We start from the raw sequence: 18,490 nt of genomic DNA, 5'->3' as shown, positions 1-18,490 counted from the left end.
AAAGCAGGCGAGCATTCCACTCGCCTGCTTTTATTTTTGGTATTTCCTTCTTAACATACTCCCATGCAAACGTACGAACCGCTCTGGGTTGATCACGGCTACAGCTCGCCTGTCCAGGGCTTCCAGAACCTGGCCCGCTTCAGGGTGCGCGATATTCTGCTCGTCTCGAGTTTGTACGACTCGTATCTGTTCGAGGAAGACGGCAGACTGTACGAGTTGATCCGCAACGAATACCAGGGGTTGAACCTGAGCCACTCGCCCGAACTGACGCGCGTCTCAAGCGGACACGATGCGCTTGCGCTGGCGAAAGAAGAAAACCGATTCGATATGATCATCACCACGCTCCATATCGAGGATATGCACGCGGCCGCATTCGCGCGGATGGTGCATGAGGCGGGGCTGAACATTCCGATCGTGGTGCTGGCATACGACAATCGGGAGCTGACGGAACTCTTCGCGCACCATGACACCTCCGTGTTCGACAGGGTCTTCATCTGGCAGGGGGATTTTCGCATCATCGTCGCGATGATCAAGTACGTCGAAGACCGGCTGAACGTCGAGAACGATACGGCTGCTGCGGGTGTTCAGTCGATCATTCTCATAGAAGACAACGTCCGTTTCTACTCCTCCTACCTTCCGCTGATCTATACGGAAACGCTGAAGCAATCCCTGCGGCTCATTTCCGAGGGGATCAACCTCACCGATAAGTTCCTGAGGATGCGCGCACGGCCAAAGATCCTCCTCTGCACCACGTACGAAGAGGCCTGGGAGTACTACCGGAAATACCAGGACTATATTTTGGGCGTCATTTCCGACATCGACTTTTTCCGGGATGGGAAGCAGGATCCGCAGGCCGGGATCGAGTTCGTTAAGAACGTCAAAATCGAGCACCCGGACATTCCGATCCTCCTTCAATCGAACATGCCGGAGAACGAGAAACAGGCGCGGCTGGTCGGCGCCTCCTTTTTGTTGAAGGATTCCCCGACGCTTCTTGAAGATCTGCGGCAATTCATGGTCCAGTATTTCAGCTTTGGCGACTTCGTCTTCCGGACGCCGGAGGGGACGGAGGTTGGCCGCGCGCGGGATCTGAAAACGCTCGAGGAACAGCTTCATGTCGTTCCCGAAGAGAGCATCCGCTACCACGGGGAGCGGAATCACTTTTCGAATTGGCTGAAGGCGAGGACGGAATTCTGGCTGGCGCACCGCCTTCGTCCGCGCAAGGTGTCGGACTATCCCTCGGTCGGAGCTCTTCGCGCCGACCTGATCTCGTCGCTCCACGATTACCGCCAGCTCCGCCAGCGCGGGAGCATCACCGATTTTACGAAAGAGACGTTCGACCCCGCGAACAGTTTTGCCCGCATCGGCAGCGGTTCGCTGGGAGGGAAGGCCCGCGGACTCGGGTTCGTCAATCTTCTCATCAACAGCCACGATGTGCGCGACCGATTCGACGGCGTGCGGATCTTCGTCCCCTCCTCGGTTGTCATCGCAACGGATGTCTTCGACCAGTTTCTTGACGACAACCGATTGAGGAATTTCGCCCTCAGCGCGACGGATGATACCGAATTGACACGGAGGTTTCTGGAGGCGAAAAAATTTCCCGAAGAGATCCTGAACAACCTGGCGGCGTTTCTCGACCTTGTGCATGAGCCGCTCGCGGTTCGCTCATCGAGCCTTCTGGAGGATTCGCAATACCATCCTTTCGCAGGGGTGTACGAGACGTACATGATCCCGAACAACGACCCCGACCCGCGCGTCCGTCTGAAAGAGCTTGTCAAAACGGTCAAACGCGTCTATGCATCGACGTTTTATCGTTCCGCGAAGGACTACATCAAGGTGACGTCGTACCGGCTGGAAGAAGAAAAAATGGCCGTGATCATTCAGAAGATGGTCGGCGTCGAGCACAACAATAAATTCTACCCGGATTTCTCGGGCGTCGGCAAGTCGTACAATTTTTATCCCCTCGCGCCCCAAACGCCGCAGGACGGGATCGCATCGCTTGCGCTCGGGCTCGGGAAGATCATTGCCGACGGCGGGAACGTCCTCCGATTTTGTCCCAAGCATCCGCTCCAGCTTCAGCAGCTCTCGTCGATCAAAGATACTGTGCGGAATAACCAGAACGAATTTTTTGGCCTCGTCCTGAATGCTCACGAGGATGCGATCGTCGTGACGCATGACATGCTGGTGAAAAAATTCGACCTTCAGATCGCCGAGTATGACGGCACCCTGAACGCGATCGGCTCGACATACTCGCACGAAAATAATTCGATCACCGACGGCATCTCGCGGCAGGGAACCCGCCTGGTGACATTCGCCCCGGTGCTGAAAGGACAGCTTTTCCCGCTCCCGAGCATTCTCGAGCTTCTCCTCGACATGGGGAGCTGGGGAATGGGATCGCCGGTGGAGATCGAATTCGCGGTCAATCTTTCCGTACCGACAGGCAAGCCGAAGGAGTTCGGCCTGCTCCAGATGCGGCCGCTCGTCATTAGCCGCGAGTTGGAGGAATTGAACGTCGAAGAAGTGGACCCGGGAGGACTCATCTGTCAGAGTCTTCAGGTGCTGGGGAACGGCATCATCAAGGACATCCGCGACATTGTCGTCGTGGACATCAACAAGTTCGACCGGGCAAAGACGCGGGAAGCCGGCTGGGAAGTCGGACGGATGAACATGAAACTGGTCTCCGAGAACACGCCGTACCTTCTCATCGGCGTCGGTCGATGGGGGACGCTTGACCCGTGGCTCGGCATTCCGGTGACGTGGGACCAGATCTCGGGCGCGCGGGCGATCGTCGAAGCCAACATGAAGGACTTCAACGTTGCGCCGTCGCAAGGCTCGCACTTTTTCCAGAATCTCACATCATTCATGGTCGGATATTTTACGGTCAATCCGCACGTCGAACAGGGGTTTATCGATTGGGAATGGCTCGGCGCCCAGCCTGCCGTTGAAGAGATGACGTACGTCCGGCACATTCGCTGTGATACGCCGGTCACGGTCAAGATGAACGGTCACAAGAATAAGGGGATCATTCTCAAGCCGGAAGCGTGATCCGGACGCATTGCCTGCCGGGGAGAATGAGGAGGAAGGGGGCTGCCGCTTTAGAACTTTTTCTGCAATTCGTCCAGCCTTTTCAAGTTCTCGGTCGCCGTTTGGTTTTCCGGGTCGATGCCGATCGCCCGGAGGTAGTAATCTCTCGCCTTGGCGTACGACTTCATGTTCTGGTAGGCAATGCCCGCCTGAATGTTCGCATCGGTGCTTTTCGGATTCAGCTCCAGCGCGCGCTCATACTGCTTGATCGCGTCGTCGAAGAGCGCCGCGCCGTTGTAGGCGATGCCGAGATAATAGTGGATGTCGTAGAAATCGTTGCCGCGCGCTAACGCCTGCGTCAGCAGGTCGATCATCGGCTTGAAGTTCGAGTTCTTGAAGTAGTTCGTGTAGAGGAAACGGTACGCGGAATAATAGAGCGTATCGGTCGAAACGGCCTTCTGGAAAAAATTATTCGCTTTGTAGCTGTCGCCGATGCGGTCGTACAATTTGCCGAGCGCGAACGCGGCGGGGGCGTAGTCGTCGGCGATGAGCATTGCATCTTTGTAATGCTCTGCGGCTCCGTCGGAATTCCCCTTTTCTTCCGCCGCCTCTCCGTCTTTCATGTGCGTCAGAACTTCGCCCGGGATCTTCTTCTCTTTCGTGTCGATAAGGATCCGCAGTTCGTCCATCCGGTTCGTCAGATCATGGTCGTAGGACGTTTTCATGACCTGGAAAATTTCTTTCTTGGCCTCGGAGAAATTCGAAGCGTAATAGTCGTAGACCGCCGCAAGCACGGAATAGTACGGCAGAGGGAATTGCGTCGAATCCTTGGAGAGATTGGCAAGGAACTCGCGCGGGAAGAGGAGCGATTTGGCTTTCCAGTGGTCGTCGGCGAGACGGACGAACGTCTCGTACGATTCTTCGAGATTGAATTTCTTCAGCCGGGCGGAAAGTTCGTCGGGAATCGAAAAAACCAGATTGGGCGCCGTCGAGTCCGCAAAGTCGATGGACGCGAAGGCATCGGCAAGCGCCTCGACGATGTACTTGTACTTGAAATCGATCCTCCCCCCCGACGAACCCGCGATGATCCAGCGGACGTTAAGATCGTCGAGCGCCTGGTGCAGAGAATCGAGCGCTGAGCGCGAATGCAGGATCGCCGTTTTTGCCTTGTCCATCAGCGGAACGATGGGGGCGTCCGATGGTGCGATGCCGAGGGAAGCGTCGGCGAGTGAATCGGCGACAAACTGAAATTTCGGAAGGGCGTCGCTGTTTGCGGCGATCTTTTGTTTCAGGTCCCCGCCCCCGGTCATTGCTTTCGCAAGACCGCCGGCATTGTCATCAAAATATTTTGTAAATGCTTCGAGACGTTTATCGCGCGAGGCGGCATACGACGGGAAAATCGCAAGTCCCTGATCGGCAAGGACAACGTTGAAATCCGCTATCGCATCCTTGTAGAGACCGGCGCTTAGCGCTTTATCCCCCAGGTCGAAAAACTTGGTGACCTTGGAGTATCCCGCCCAGTATTCCTGCGGCACCGCCACATCCACCTTTGCCACTCCGTTGTCGAGGGGAAATTCGAACGAGAACGGTTTGTTGAGAGCGAACGTCTTTTGAAACCCGATCAGGACGATGGTGCTGTCGCCGTTGGCAATGATGTTGTCGGTGAAACCCGGATGGACCCGTAAGGAATCCTGAAGGATCGAAAGCTTGAGGAGGTCTTCTTTCACAAAATCGGCGTCGATCTTCCAGCTTCCTTCGTTCTGGAGCAGAAAATAAAAATAGGTTCCGTTGTTGACGTTCTCGCATGTCAGCGCCGTCTCACTTTTTTTCGTCGAGAGGGTGAGACGCACAAACCGCGGTCCCCCCATGTTGAACAAGCCGGACTTCTCGGCCACTTTCAATTTTATCGACAAGGGGTTTTGCTGAGCGGCGGCCGTTGAGAGGATAAGGAGGAACAACAGAGAAGGAGCAAGGCAGAATTTCTTCATAGCATTCGCGGAAAACGCTTCAAATTCATCAATGGACAGACTGCGCAAAAAGACGAATTGAATATATAAAACGATGCGACGAGAGTCAATCGGTATGGCGGCGGGTCTCTTGCGTTGATCGGTACAGAAGGAGAATATTTCCCCCCGATTCCGTCAAAAAGGGGCGGGACGCGACCTCTCTGTTGCCCCCCGAAGATATCCTTTAGGGGAAGGAGGAGAGTCGCAGCGGAGTTGAAGGGTTACATCGTCCCTCGTTTCCATCAATCCACCCCTCTAATCAAAGAACTCCACTACCATCGGTTTCCCAGGCTCCCGGCGGCAGTGTGACCTCCAGCCTTGACAAAGAGGGGACTTTTTCCCATACTTGGGCGGATAATGCTCCATCTCCGCAACCCCAGACCAATGAGTGTTCGCACTCGCTCGGACGTTTTCCTCGTGAAAAGGCTTTTATGAATCGAAGGGTTTGGCTCCTTGTCTTGTTCACGGGACTCTTGTTCTTTCCGAGGCAATTGTCCGCGCAGGAGCTTTACGTCGAGCCCCTCAAACACGCCTCCGTGCTCAAGAACACCATCACGTCGGTAAAGCTTTCCCCGGACGAAAGTCTTCTCGCCGTGGCCGGGTTCGATAAATCCATCCAGCTTGTCGACCCCGTGTCGCTTCGGATAAGATCTGCTCTGTCGGGGCATGACCCCAGGATTACGACGCTCGCATTTACCGCGGACAGAAAGTATCTGATCTCTGCAGGGATCAGCGGAGCACTCTCCTACTGGAATCTTGCAGACAGCACGTTGTTCAAAGAAGTTCCGGCCCACCGCCAGGGGCTGGGAGTCCGCTCGATCGATGCCGATGCGGCGGGAATGATTGTGAGCGGCGGAGGGGACGGGGAGATAAAACTCTGGACGACAGCCTCCGACGATCCGTTGAATTCGCTCCCCAACAGTTCTGACGAGAGTGAAGTTCTCAGCGTTGCCTTCAACCCCGCGGGGAACCGCGTTGCCGCTGCCAATGCCGACGGCCTTGTCCGGATATTCGATCCTCAATCAAATGCCCTCGTTGCGACGCTCGCAGAAATTAAGACCATGACGACAGCGGTCGCATTCAGCCCGAACGGAAAATATCTCGCCGCGGCCGGCGCGGATTCCACGGTACGGGTCTGGGATGCTCAGACTTTTTCGCTCCTCCAGACATTTCACTGGAACTCGAAAACGATCACCTCGGTCGCATTCGATCCGAATAACGTGTGGATCGCCGCGACGGGAAACGGAATTACGATCTGGGACGTCACCACCGGCGCGCTGCGAAAAAGTTTTCCGGAAAGCGGCACGGTCTATACGGCGGCACTTTTTATGCCCGACAGCTCAACGCTCCTTGCCGCAACAACGGCCGGTTCGCTGGAAACTTTTTCCGTGCTGGCCCAGAAACCGGACAGAGAGCCTCCGGCCGTAGTGTTCCAAAAGCCGGTTCAGAAAGAGACTGATTCCTATAAAGTCTACGCCTCGGAGATTGAAGTTGCCGGCATTGCGAGTGATGAGAGCGGTGTGCGCGGGGCGACGGTTGCCGGTCAACCCGCCGCACTGACGGAATTGACCGCCGACGAACGAACTCAATTCGCCGTCAAACTTCCCTCAAAAAGATTTTCTGCGACGGCGCCGCTGGCAAATATCGGCATGAACGATATTGTGGTCACTGCGACGGATATCCACGGGAATGTTGCGACGAAAAAGATCCGCGTGCAGCGGCTCGCAAAAGATTCGGCGCTTGAAGTGATCAGCCCGAAGGGAAATATGGAGACCGACCAGGCGTCGGAGAACCTGCAGTTCAGGGTATGGTTCGACTACTCGAGGTATTCGGTCACGCTCAACACCATCGAAATTGCGAACAAAGAGAACATCCCGCGCAAGCCGCTGGGAGTGCTTCAAACCGAGCCGATCCCCCTTTCGTCGGGTTTCAATCAGGTTCAGTTCACCGTTTACGGAAGATCGGGGGAAAGAATATCGAGGGTCATCGATATTAACCGCCGCATTTTGTCGGCAACGGCAAGCGCCGAGCCCGACAAACCGCAGCGAAGCGCTTCGGGGCAGCCGCAGCAATGGGCCGTGGTGATCGGCATTTCGGAATACTCGAACCCGTTGATCAAAAACCTCAGCTACGCCGACCGCGATGCGCGCGATTTTGCGGAGTTTCTGAAGATGCCCGCGGGAGGAGGCTTCGAACCTGAGAGAATGAAAATCCTCCTCAACAAAGATGCGACGCTGCAGAACGTCAAGCAGGCGCTGTACAATTTTCTCCGTCAGACGATCGACAAGGATCTGGTGATCATCTATTTTGCCGGGCACGGCGCTCCGGAGCCGGCAAACCCGAACAACAATTATCTCCTGACATACGACAGCGACCCGAATTCTCTCGAGACGACCGCGTTTCCGATGTGGGATGTCAACACGGCGCTGACGCGGTATATCCCGTCGAAGCGGGTCATCGTGTTCTCCGACGCATGCCACAGCGGCGGCATCAGCTCCGACCTTGCGACGCGGGGGGTGTCGCTGAGCGGGACGAACCTCATCAACCAGTACCTCTCAGACCTCTCGAAGTCAAAAGAAGGGACGATCGTTTTCACAGCGAGCCAGGCCGGAGAAGTGTCGCAGGAGCTGGACAAATTCGGGCACGGAGTGTTCACCTATTACCTCCTTCAGGGGATGAAAGGCGATGCCGACATCAACAACGATTACACCGTGACGATCGGGGAGTTGATGGACTACGTCGAAGCGAACGTGATGCGCCAGACGAAAGGGAACCAGCATCCGACCCGCAATCAAGGCGACTACGACAAAGACATGACCATCTCGCTGGTTCCTCATTAACACTGGTCTCGCGCACCTGGCAAATTCCACATCCACGAAGGACACGAAGGAATGATTATGAATACTCTGGTACGATTGTGCACGATGCTTCTTTTTTATGGCGTGATATCACCGCTCGTTGCGCAGGACGCCGGCGCGGATAACAACATTCAGTACAACTGGGCGTTCGTCGCCAGGGCAGGAGAAGCGGGGAGCCGCCGCCTCGGTGTCGTCACGAGAGACACGTCGATGAAAACGGGGGACGAGTTCAAACTCTACGTCAACCTGGTCAAGCCTTCGTACGTGTACGTGATCCACAAAAGCTCGACCAACGAACTGTCGTTGCTCTTCCCGTATGACAGCGCTATGTTCCTGAAGGACTACAAGACCGACAAGAATTACTATATTCCCAAAGGGAGAGACTGGTTCAAGCTCGATAAGAACGGGGGGACCGAAACATTCTATGTGCTGGCCTCGTCCGAGCGCCTGACGGAGCTGGAAAACGACCTGCAAGCGTATTTCGCGGCGGCTGCCGACAAGAAAAGCGATGCGATGACGGTTGTCATGAACGAAATCAAAGACATCAAAAAGCACTTCCGTACGTTCGCAACGATCGCCGAGCGGCCGATCAGCATCGCCGGCAACGTCCGCGGGGAGAAGAAGAACATCATCGACCCCGACCGCGTCGACATTTCGCAATTTGCCACGGAAATTCTGGCGAACAATTTTTTCAGCAAGACCGTATCCATTGACCACAAGTAAGAAGCGCAGAGTTGCCGGCGCCGGTTTCCTGATCGCGGCATCGTTCTGCGTTTCGCATTTTCTATTCTGGATCTTCCCCGGCGTCTTCCATTCCTGGGACCATCAGACCGTGGACCGGCTTTTCCCCGTCCGGACCGCGCTCCATCCCCCCGCGTACGACTCATCGATCCTGCATGTCGATATCGCCAACTCGACGATAAAGAAGCTGAGCTACTACTTTCCGCGGCGGTACTACGGCGACGTGCTCAATGTCCTGAACCGGATGAACTGCTCGGCCGTGGCCTACGATATCATTTTTGCCCAGAAGGTCCAACCGCTCGACGACAGCGTTCTGCTGGAATCGACACGCCGGTTCGGCCGCGCCTATTTTCCCGTGGCATTCGGTTTGGACGACACGACCGTCAACACAGCGACGGCGTTCCCTGACGTCATCCGTTTTCTCGATTCGACGGCATGGACGCTCGAGGCGAAAGACGCGGGCGATTTTTACAGAGCCGGGGCGACGCTCCTGACATGGAGCGACCTTGCCGCCGCGGCGCGCGGCATCGGGTTTATCAGCGTCGAGCCGGATGACGACGGCGTTTTCCGCCGGGTCCCGCTCCTCATCCGCTACAAAGAAAAGTTCTATCCGAGCATGGCGATGCGGCTCGTGTGCGATTATCTTCATGTTCCCCCCGACAAGATCACCGTTGCCGGAGGAACATCGATCACGCTTCATGCCGCCCAGCTTCCCGGCGGAACGAAGCGCGACATCATAATTCCGATCGACTCACGCGGCAACATGCTGATCAATTGGATCGGCGGCTGGTCGGCGATGAGGCATTTGAGCTTTGCGCAGGTGTTGAACATCGCGGACGACAACGACGAAGTGGAGGCATACGGCGAGCAATACGGAGGTTCCATCGCTCTTGTCGGCGACGTGTCCACCGGCGCATCGGATATCGGCCCGACGCCGTTCGAGCAGAACTTCCCGCTGGTCGGGCTTCATGCCAACGTTCTCAATACGATTCTGACCGAGAATTTTCTGGAAGAACTTCCCGCCGTTCCGATGTTTTTGCTGGAGGTCCTCTTCGCGGCGGCGATCTTCGTGTTTGCGACCCGGTTTCCGTCCGTTCGTTTTTCGGTGGCGGTCACCGGGCTTCTTGCCGCCTACCTTGTCTTCGCGGCGGGGATCTTCATTTACGGCAACGTCATCGTTTCCTTCATTCGTCCCTTCATAAGCGGCCTTTTTTCCGCTTCATCCGTCGTCGTCTACTGGTACATGACGGAGGAAAAAGAGAAGCAGAAACTCCGCTCAAAATTCGAACAGTATTTTCCCCCATCGGTCGTCCGTCAGATGGTGGACGCTCCCGATTCGCTGAGCACGCTGCCGAAGCGAAAAGAGATCACGATCATGTTCAGCGACATCAAGAGCTTCACAACGTACTCGTCAACGATGACCCCCGAAGAGATCAGCACAACGCTCAACGAATACTTCGAGGCAATGACCGACATCGTGTTCAAGTACGGCGGGACGGTCGACAAATTCATCGGGGACGGGCTGATGGTGTTTTACGGAGCTCCCGAGCCGCAGCCGGACCATGCGCTCCGCTGCGTGAAGGCGGCGATCGAGATGCAGCTGAAATGCCGCGAGCTGAAACGCCGATGGGAGCCGGCGGGAAGGCTTCCGCTCCGTATCCGCATCGGCATCAATACCGGCGAAGTGGTCGTTGGCGATCTCGGTTCGGCACGAAGGATGGAATATACTGTGCTCGGATCCGATGTCAACCTCGCGCAGCGGCTGGAATCGAACGCTCCTGTTGAAGGGATCATGATCTCGGAGGCGACGTACCGGCACGTCAAGGGTCAAGTACCGATCCGCCCGCTTGAGCCGATCAAGGTGAAGGGGCTCGATACGCCGGTGGCGGTGTATGAGGTGCCGGTCGGGGAAGCGTAGCCGCTTAAAAATACAATCCGTACCAGATTGCAGACGGGCTCACTCGGACGGCGGGCATGGGGAGGTGGATATAGTTCAGTATCTCCCACAAGTTTTTGAGGAACGGCGAATCTCCGGGAAGTTTGCGGAGGTCAAGGTCGAGTGCGATGATCGATTCATGGTACGCATGCGGCGTGTTCAACCCGCGGACAGTGTAGCCGGCCGCGAGTCCGAGGATCGGCGGCCAATATTCCCGAACCCCTTCCGGCAGCAGATCGTGTACCGTTACCCCCATCCAGAATTTTTGCCCCTCATGGTCCTCTAAAAAACTCGGGAGCTCCTGCTGCTGTGCCACGACGGAATTTCCCGACGCGACGTACGAAGCTTTCGGCGTGAAATTTTTCAGCCAGGGAATGTAATATTGCGCCGCCGGATACCCGGCGCCGAGAATATTCGCCGCCTCGTCCACCCGGTCGAATCCAAGATAGTTGACGTGGCCGTCCTCGATCTTCATGAAAGTGAAGAAGGCGATTGATGTCGCCGCGCCGTACAGGGCCGCATCGCCTTCGTCATAACCGGACCACGACAAACCTTTCGCAGCGATGATGCTTCCGAGTCCGCTTCCGTAAAAGTGAAGCAGCTTATCCTGGTTGCGTGCATAGGTGAAGTCCTCACGAAAGAAAAACGAGGTATAATGATCCTTCCACAACGGTTCGTAACGAGCGAGGTAGACCGCAGTTCCGCTTGCCACGACAGCGCTCGAAAAAAGGGAAAGCCGGGGAACACTTACGCAGGATGAATCGAGGGGGATGATCCTTGTTACCTTAACCTGCCCAATGGCGGGAAAGAACAGGCAAACCAATACAACGGCCGTGTTGAGGCATATCCGACTGATCTGTCTCCCCCCTCGCTCGCCCACAGGAACCTCCAAGGACAATCTAGCAAAAATATCAGATTGGTCAAACCCGCACAGGCGGAAAGCCCGCAGGCGCCGGCTTGGTCATAACTTTATATATCGGCAAAAAAGGGGAGTTCTGGAGATAACGATGTCTGGAAATAGTTTTGTAAAAATCAACAAGAGACCTTTGATAATATTGTTAGATAGTGTATATTTCAACGAATAATGTTGTCGTGTAAGGCTCAGGTAAACCGGGGGACAATTTTTGGGGCCTGCGTGCTACTTTGTTGCATGTATCATCGCATAGAAGCTGACAAATTATCCAATTCCCGGCCTGTTCTTGAGAGACATTTCGAGCACATCCGGCAAAGCTTTCAAGTCGTTGTGCCGGGTGAAGCTTTGGCTGCCGACCTCGTAAACCTCTGCATGGTTTTTGACGATGCGAGCTACAGCTTTTACTGTTATGTCCTTCCGTTAATACAAAAGTTCGGAATTCGAGTAGTTCTCGCTGTCGCGCCGAAATTTATAGTTGAATCAGGCGGGCATATCCCCCCTTCCCGCCGCCTTGGCGTACCGACAGATCAAATGATGAACGATGAGCGATTTGCTGAGGATGCTCCTTTTTGTTCGTGGCAGGAACTCTCGGAAATTTGTTCAAGCGGCTTGGTGACGATAGCGTCCCACTCCTATTCTCATCCCAACCTCCTTCAATCCCCAAACGTCCAGGATGAGATTCTTCGGTCAAAGACCGCGTTGGAGAAAAATCTCAACCGCAGCGTCGATTCCTTTGTTTATCCCTACGGACAATTCAACACTCCGATCAGGGAGCAGGTTCGGGCCCGTTACAGATTCAGCTTTGCCGTCGGCGCCGGGGATAATGTGTCGTGGGATGGAGTCGGCGGGGTCTTGTTCAGGACGCCGGCTGACGATTTGCGGGACCCCGTTTCGATCTTCAGCAAATGGAATCTGAAGAAGTATGAAATTTTACGTTCCAGACTGTTTGTCAAGAAATGGCTGATGGACCGCAGATCATCGATTGCCTGAGATTCGGACCTTATCAACGCAGTGAAAATTCTTCTCGTCCACAATTTTTATGGATCTTCCGCGCCGAGCGGCGAGAACACTGCGTATGCCGCAGAAGCGGATCTTCTACGGAACCGCGGACATGCCGTCGTCGAGTTCAACCGGCACAGCGATGAGATCCTTCGGTACGGCATCGCCGGATCTGTGCGCGGAGCGGCGGGCGTAGTCTGGAATCCATTCAGCCTGGGCGCGTTGAAGAGGTTGTTGCGTGAGACGTCACCGGACGTCGTTCATGTGCACAATACGTTTCCTCTCCTCTCGCCGTCCATTTTTTACGCGTCGCAGCCGTCGAACGTCCCGACAGTCATGACGATGCACAACTATCGCATAGGCTGTTCCGCCGCGACCGCGCTTCGCGACGACCGGCCGTGTACGCTCTGTCTGGACAGGAAAAGTGTTTTGCCGGCGATTCGCTACGGATGCTATCGCGACAGCCGGCTGGCAACGCTACCTGTGTCAGCGATGATCGCTTATCACAATGCGAGAGATACGTGGCGGCGCAACGTCGATGCGTTCATCACGCTGACCGGATTTCAGAAGGAAAAGATGGCTCGCTTCGGAATTCCGGAGGAGTCGCTTCACGTGAAGCCCCATTTTCTCGAACATCCTCCTCGACCGATCCCGTGGAACGAACGGACTGGGAACGCAGTGTTCGTCGGGCGGCTGTACGCGGCTAAAGGGATCCATGTTTTGGTGGATGCCTGGATGCGGATGGGGACGTCGGGGCCGCGCCTTGACATCATCGGGGACGGGCCGATGAGGGAAACGTTAGAGCGCTCGGTCCGCACAAGCGGAGCGGCTCGATCGGTGTCGTTTCTCGGCAATGTCCCGCATGACGATGCGTTGAAGAGGATCGCGCAGGCGAAATTATTGGTCGTACCGTCAATTTGTTTTGAAGGATTTCCGATGGTCATTCAGGAAGCCTTTGCGCTCGGGGTTCCGGTTGCCGCTTCGGACATCGGCTCGCTGCCGTACCTTATCACCGAGAACATCAACGGCCGGCTGTTTCCCCCGGGAAATGCAGAAGCACTACTCTCGTGCGTGACGAAATTGCTCAATGACGATGCGGCATTGCAGCTTCTCGGCGCCGGCGCGAAGCGCGATTTTGACGCACACTATACTGCGGAAGAAAATTATTCGCTCCTCATGGCCGTGTACGCCGCTGCGGCGGAGCATCGGAAGGCTAAGGGAAATTGACCATGCTTCAGTTTCACCGCGAAACGATCTGGAACGTCGATGTTCAAACCGCTCACACCGAGGAGGTTCTCGCGGCGATCGACGACGGAATTTCGGCAGGGGCGAAAGGGAGGACGCTCTATTGCGCGAACCCCCACTCGCTCGTGGCTGCGCAGAAGGACGCGGAATTTCTCAATGCGCTTCGCTCGGCCGACTTTCTCATCCCCGACGGCGCCGGCATTGTGTTTGCATCGAAATTGCTGGGGGGGACGATCACGCGAAGAGTGACGGGCTACGATATTTTTTCGGGATTGGCGGAACGATGGGAAAAAGAGGGGGGGAAGTCATTTTATTTTCTCGGCTCGTCGGAGGATGTCCTCGGAAAAATCGCAGCGCGGATGGCAAGCGAATATCCTCACGTGCGGATCGCCGGGACGTTCGCGCCGCCGTTCAAGGCAAAATTTTCCGCCGATGAAAACGCCCGCATGATCGACGAGGTCAACGGCGCAGCGCCGACGGCGCTGTGGGTCGGCATGACAGCGCCGAAACAGGAAAAGTGGATCGAAGAACATCGCAGACGCCTCGAGGTCCCGTTCATCGGCGCGATCGGCGCAGCGTTCGATTTCTTTGCCGGAACCAGAAAGAGGGCGTCGGCTCCGCTCCAGGATGCCGGCCTGGAATGGCTTCCCCGTCTTCTCCGAGAGCCGCGCAGAATGTGGAAGCGCAACTTTGTCTCGACCCCGGTGTTTCTCTACAATGTTCTTTTGCAAAAAGCAGGAATGCTATGAAGCGCCCGATGATGGGCTTACGGTACCGATAAGGCATGCTTAGGTCAAAGACCATATTCAAGTTGACGTTGATGCTGATAGACGGAGCGACGCTCTTCGGGATTTTCTTTATCCTCAGCCTCCTGCGCACCGACGTGGAGTTTGTGACGGAGTACTGGTACCGCGCGATCCTGCCGGTGATCATCACGTGGCTCGTGCTCGACGCGATCGGCGCGTATAATCCGGACAGCGACATGCGCGGCCTCTCCTTCACCAGCCAGTACATCCTTGCCATGGTGATTATCATGGTGCTGACGATCGTCGTGGTGTACATCTTCAGCTATAAGCCGTCGCTGCAATTCAGCCGCAGCGTTCTGCCGACGACCTATCTGTCCTTCCTTGTCATCTCACTGTCGGTCCGCAGGGGGATCAATTCGCGCCTCGCGGAACTTCGGCGGAAGCGGTTTTATCTTGTGCTCGGCACAGACGAGACGGCTCAGGAATTGTACAGGATGTACGCCGAAACGCCGAAGGATCAGGAGCTCCGCTTTGCCGACCTCAGCGGGAAAAAGGTCGGCCTCGCAATCGCAGGAGACGGTTCGCCGGTGATCGAAGGGGATGTTCTCAATAAACTCCGCACGATGACCGACGACTGCGACGGCATTATCCTGACCGAAGACCGGTCATCGCTGAACAACGCGATCTTCCGTGAACTGGTCTCGCTGCACTTCCGGAATATTCCGCTCATTCCGAGCAGAATGTTTCTTGAGGAAAATTTCAGAAAAGTCCCTCTTTTCGTCCTCAACAAATGGTGGCTGTTCGAAGGCGATCTGCTGCTGGTGCGCAACCTGTGGTACAACCGGATGAAGCAGCTGCTCGACATCGCGATCGCCTTTGTCGGCTTTTTTCTTCTTCTTCCGGTGATGATCCTCATCGGGATTATGATACGGATCGAGAGCCGCGGTCCGATTATTTTCCGGCAGACCCGCATCGGAAGGAACGAGTCGCCGTTCACCATCTACAAATTCCGGTCCATGTATCACGGAGCCGCGACCGGCGATAAATACGTCCGCGAACACGATTCCCGCGTGACAAAGGTGGGAAAGATCCTCCGGCTGACGCGGCTCGACGAATTGCCGCAATTGTGGAACGTGTTGAAGGGGGAAATGAGCATCATCGGCCCCCGCGCGGAATGGTTCGAAGTTGCGCGTGAATATGAACAGAAAATTGAGTATTATCATTTTCGGCACCTTGTAAAGCCGGGGATCACCGGGTGGGCCCAGGTGAATTATTCGTACGGCGAAAACATCGACGATACGATCACCAAACTGCAGTACGACCTGTATTATATCTCGCACTATTCGCTGTTGCTGGACGTCGATATTATGCTGAAAACAATCCATATCATGCTCTTCGGCAAAGGGAGGTAGCGGTACCCCCTGAAGCCGGACTGAAACGCGTATTCGTGCAATCATTTTTCCTATGGCAGCCAAAACAACAAACAATCGTCAGGGAACGTCGCCGCCGGCGCTCGAATTGAGCCTGCGCGATTATATCGAGATCCTCGAACGGTGGAAGTATGTCATCATGGGGATCACGCTCGCCTTTTTCATCGGCGCCGTTCTCTACACCTATCTCGGCGCCTTTATTTATGAAGGGGTGGCGATCGTCCAGGTGAGCAACAAGGCGAAGAGCGACATGGCGCTCGGCTCTATCGATCTCTCGGACCTGGGCGGGACGACCCGCAACCTGATGAAGGAGATCGGCATCCTCAAGTCCCGGGTGATCGAGGAGGACGTGCTGGCTCTGCTGAAGAAAAATCCTGTCGCGACGCTGGGAGGGACCGATACGCTCGAGGTCCTCAAACGGTCGGATGACGAGCCTTCGTTCGGGCCGTTCGCCCACAACGAGGATATTTTCAGCCGCCTCGACGATGCCGTTTCGTTCGACCCTGATAAAGCTTCCGACGTCATCTTCATCAGCGCGCTCAGCACGAACCCGAAGGAAGCCGCGATCATCGCGAACGCGTACGCGGAAGCGTACTACCAGAATAACCTCAACAACAGCCGGAAGCAATTGCGGTCGACGCGCGAGTTTCTCGAGAGGACGCTCCAGGCGAAGAAAGTGGCGCTTGATTCCGTGGAGGACGATCTGCGGCGCTATATCGAGAAGCATGGCTCGATCGATGAAGAAACTCAATCCGTTGTGAAGACGATCTCCGACCTGGAGGCCCAGCGCGACGAGGTCGAGATCGAAATTGAAACCGCGCGGAGCACAGTATCGACGTACGAGCGGCGTCTCGCCGAGGTGAAGGCGACGCTTCCCAAAAATGAAGAGGACGAGATCGACACCGACAGCAAGCGCATCATGGATATGGTGGCCAGCATCGAGATCCAGAAGCTCCTCGAACAGATCAATTCGCTCGAGCAGGAACGGGAGCTCATCAAAGAACAGAACTCGGCAACGCAGGACCAGTCACTGGTTGCCAGCCGCATCGCCGATATCAACGGCCAGATCGCCTCGCTCAACAAAAGAATCTCCGACAAGATCGGCACCGGTTCGAACAAACCGAGGAGGGCCGCCGAAAGCCGGGAACTGGCGAAAGACCTATCGGAGAAGTTGATCGACGCGCAGATGCACCTGCAATCGCTGGAGGTCCGCCGCAAAGCTTTGGTGAACGGCATCAACCAGAGCGAGGCGCGCTTCCAGAATATCCCGAAGATCAACATCGACTATGCCCGCCTTCAGCGGACGAAGATGACGCTGGAAAAGGTCTATGTGGCCGTTGAGGAAAAATATCAATCCGCCCTGATCGCGGAGCAGTCGGAGTTCGGGTACGTCGACATCCTTCAGCGCGCGCTTCCGCCGCAAACGCATCTCTATCCCAACATCCCCAAGAACCTCGGCTTCGGGTTTTTCATCGGGCTGGTGATCGGCATCAGCTCCGCATTTTTCATCAATTATTTTGACGACCGCATCCACAAGCCGGAAGACATCAAGCGGCGCGGGCTGAGCGTGCTGACCGTGATTCCAGCGATGGACGAGAAGACGCTCAACCTGGTGACCCGGGTAGAAACGCTCGACGGGACCGTGGACGGCGAGCGGGGAACGATCCGCAGGGTTGTGGGGGAGGGGGAGAAAGAGACCGCCTCCGACGGTCTGGTCATCGATCCGCATCTGATCACCGCCATAAATCCGTATTCGCGCATCGCAGATTCGTACCGGCGTCTTCGGACCAGCGTTCAGTATTGGAAAAAAGAGACTCCCGTCAAGAGCATCCTGATGTCCAGCGGCGCGCCGCAGGAAGGGAAATCGCTGACGACGGCGAACCTCGCGGTCGTCTTCGCCCAGACGCGGAAAAAAGTGCTCCTCGTCGACGTCGACCTGCGGAGGCCGACGATCCACGAACTGTTCAATCTGAACCTTGAACCGGGATTGACCGAAGTCCTCTTCGGCGAGGTCGATGTCAACGCGGCGATCCGCCATACGTTCATCGAGAACCTCGACATCCTCACCTGCGGAGCCATTCCGCTGAACCCGACCGAGCTGATCGGCTCTTCCACGATGAAGAACCTGAAGGCGGAGCTCGACAAGATGTACGACATTGTGTTGTACGATTCGCCGCCGATCCTTCTCTTCACAGACTCTGAATTGCTCGTTGCGATGGTCGATGCGGTCATCTTTGTCGTGAAGACGAATTCGACGACGTTCGACAGTCTCGAGCATTCCGTGGACATCATCGAAGGCATCAGGCTGAACCTTGCCGGCATCGTCGTCAATCAGTACGAGCTGAACCGCCTGCACCGAGGGTACTACCATCTGCACGGCGATTACTACTATCAGCAGAAATATACTCCCAAAGAAAAAACGTAATTGGCATTCGAGATTGTCTGGAAGTATCTCGCGAACCAATCACACAACCTGGGTGAAAGCAATCCAACGGAGTTCGCGTCATTCTGAACGGAGCGAAGCGGAGTGAAGGATCCATGACAGAGGCGCCGTTCGTGACTCCTTTTTCAGATGTATCAGCCTGAATAACAATC

General features: G+C 55.7%; 11 protein-coding genes. 9 read left to right on the top strand and 2 right to left on the bottom strand.

Going from position 1 to position 18,490, the window contains the following annotated elements; genetic code table 11:
• Positions 1-63: 63 nt before the first annotated feature.
• A complete protein-coding gene (locus tag VMF88_01180; protein ID HTY09657.1) occupies positions 64-3,042 on the top strand; it encodes a PEP/pyruvate-binding domain-containing protein in 2,979 nt (992 codons plus the stop codon).
• Positions 3,043-3,092: 50 nt separating this feature from the next.
• Here the strand turns inward: VMF88_01180 and VMF88_01175 are convergent, their stop codons facing one another.
• Positions 3,093-5,009, bottom strand: a complete 1,917-nt coding sequence (locus VMF88_01175) for a hypothetical protein (protein ID HTY09656.1) — start codon at positions 5,007-5,009, stop codon at positions 3,093-3,095.
• A gap of 449 nt (positions 5,010-5,458) precedes the next feature.
• Here VMF88_01175 and VMF88_01170 point away from each other — a divergent pair, with 449 nt between their 5' ends.
• The 3 genes from VMF88_01170 to VMF88_01160 are packed head-to-tail and all read left to right on the top strand — an operon-like array spanning position 5,459 to position 10,544.
• Complete coding sequence (locus tag VMF88_01170; GenBank protein HTY09655.1) at positions 5,459-7,867, top strand: caspase family protein; 2,409 nt, start codon at positions 5,459-5,461, stop codon at positions 7,865-7,867.
• 57 nt (positions 7,868-7,924) lie between these two features.
• Positions 7,925-8,608 (top strand): DUF4384 domain-containing protein, encoded by a 684-nt coding sequence (locus VMF88_01165; GenBank protein HTY09654.1) that lies wholly within the window; start codon positions 7,925-7,927, stop codon positions 8,606-8,608.
• Positions 8,595-10,544, top strand: a complete 1,950-nt coding sequence (locus VMF88_01160; protein ID HTY09653.1) for an adenylate/guanylate cyclase domain-containing protein — start codon at positions 8,595-8,597, stop codon at positions 10,542-10,544. The genes VMF88_01165 and VMF88_01160 overlap by 14 nt, the downstream gene beginning before the upstream one ends.
• 4 nt (positions 10,545-10,548) lie before the next feature.
• Here the strand turns inward: VMF88_01160 and VMF88_01155 are convergent, their stop codons facing one another.
• A complete protein-coding gene (locus VMF88_01155) occupies positions 10,549-11,274 on the bottom strand; it encodes a DUF2279 domain-containing protein (protein HTY09652.1) in 726 nt (241 codons plus the stop codon).
• A gap of 531 nt (positions 11,275-11,805) precedes the next feature.
• On the opposite strand from VMF88_01155, the gene VMF88_01150 reads away from it, so the two are divergent.
• Genes VMF88_01150 through VMF88_01130 form a run of 5 tightly spaced genes read left to right on the top strand, consistent with a single transcriptional unit; the run spans position 11,806 to position 18,320 of the window.
• On the top strand, positions 11,806-12,465 hold the full coding sequence (locus VMF88_01150; protein HTY09651.1) for a polysaccharide deacetylase family protein: 660 nt from the start codon (positions 11,806-11,808) through the stop codon (positions 12,463-12,465).
• A 21-nt stretch (positions 12,466-12,486) separates the two neighbouring features.
• Entirely contained in the window at positions 12,487-13,701 is a 1,215-nt protein-coding gene (locus VMF88_01145) for a glycosyltransferase family 4 protein (GenBank protein ID HTY09650.1), read from the top strand.
• Positions 13,702-13,703: 2 nt separating this feature from the next.
• Positions 13,704-14,468 carry a WecB/TagA/CpsF family glycosyltransferase gene (locus tag VMF88_01140; GenBank protein HTY09649.1) on the top strand — a complete coding sequence of 255 codons (765 nt, stop codon included), beginning with the start codon at positions 13,704-13,706 and terminating at the stop codon, positions 14,466-14,468.
• A gap of 35 nt (positions 14,469-14,503) precedes the next feature.
• Entirely contained in the window at positions 14,504-15,877 is a 1,374-nt protein-coding gene (locus tag VMF88_01135; protein HTY09648.1) for a sugar transferase, read from the top strand.
• Positions 15,878-15,929: 52 nt separating this feature from the next.
• Entirely contained in the window at positions 15,930-18,320 is a 2,391-nt protein-coding gene (locus VMF88_01130; GenBank protein ID HTY09647.1) for a polysaccharide biosynthesis tyrosine autokinase, read from the top strand.
• The last annotated feature ends 170 nt before the right edge of the window (positions 18,321-18,490 follow it).

Source organism: Bacteroidota bacterium (genome assembly GCA_035506275.1).
Lineage (GTDB): Bacteria > Bacteroidota > Ignavibacteria > UBA10030 > UBA8401 > JAGVPT01.
This window is presented reverse-complemented; position numbering and strand designations above follow the sequence as displayed.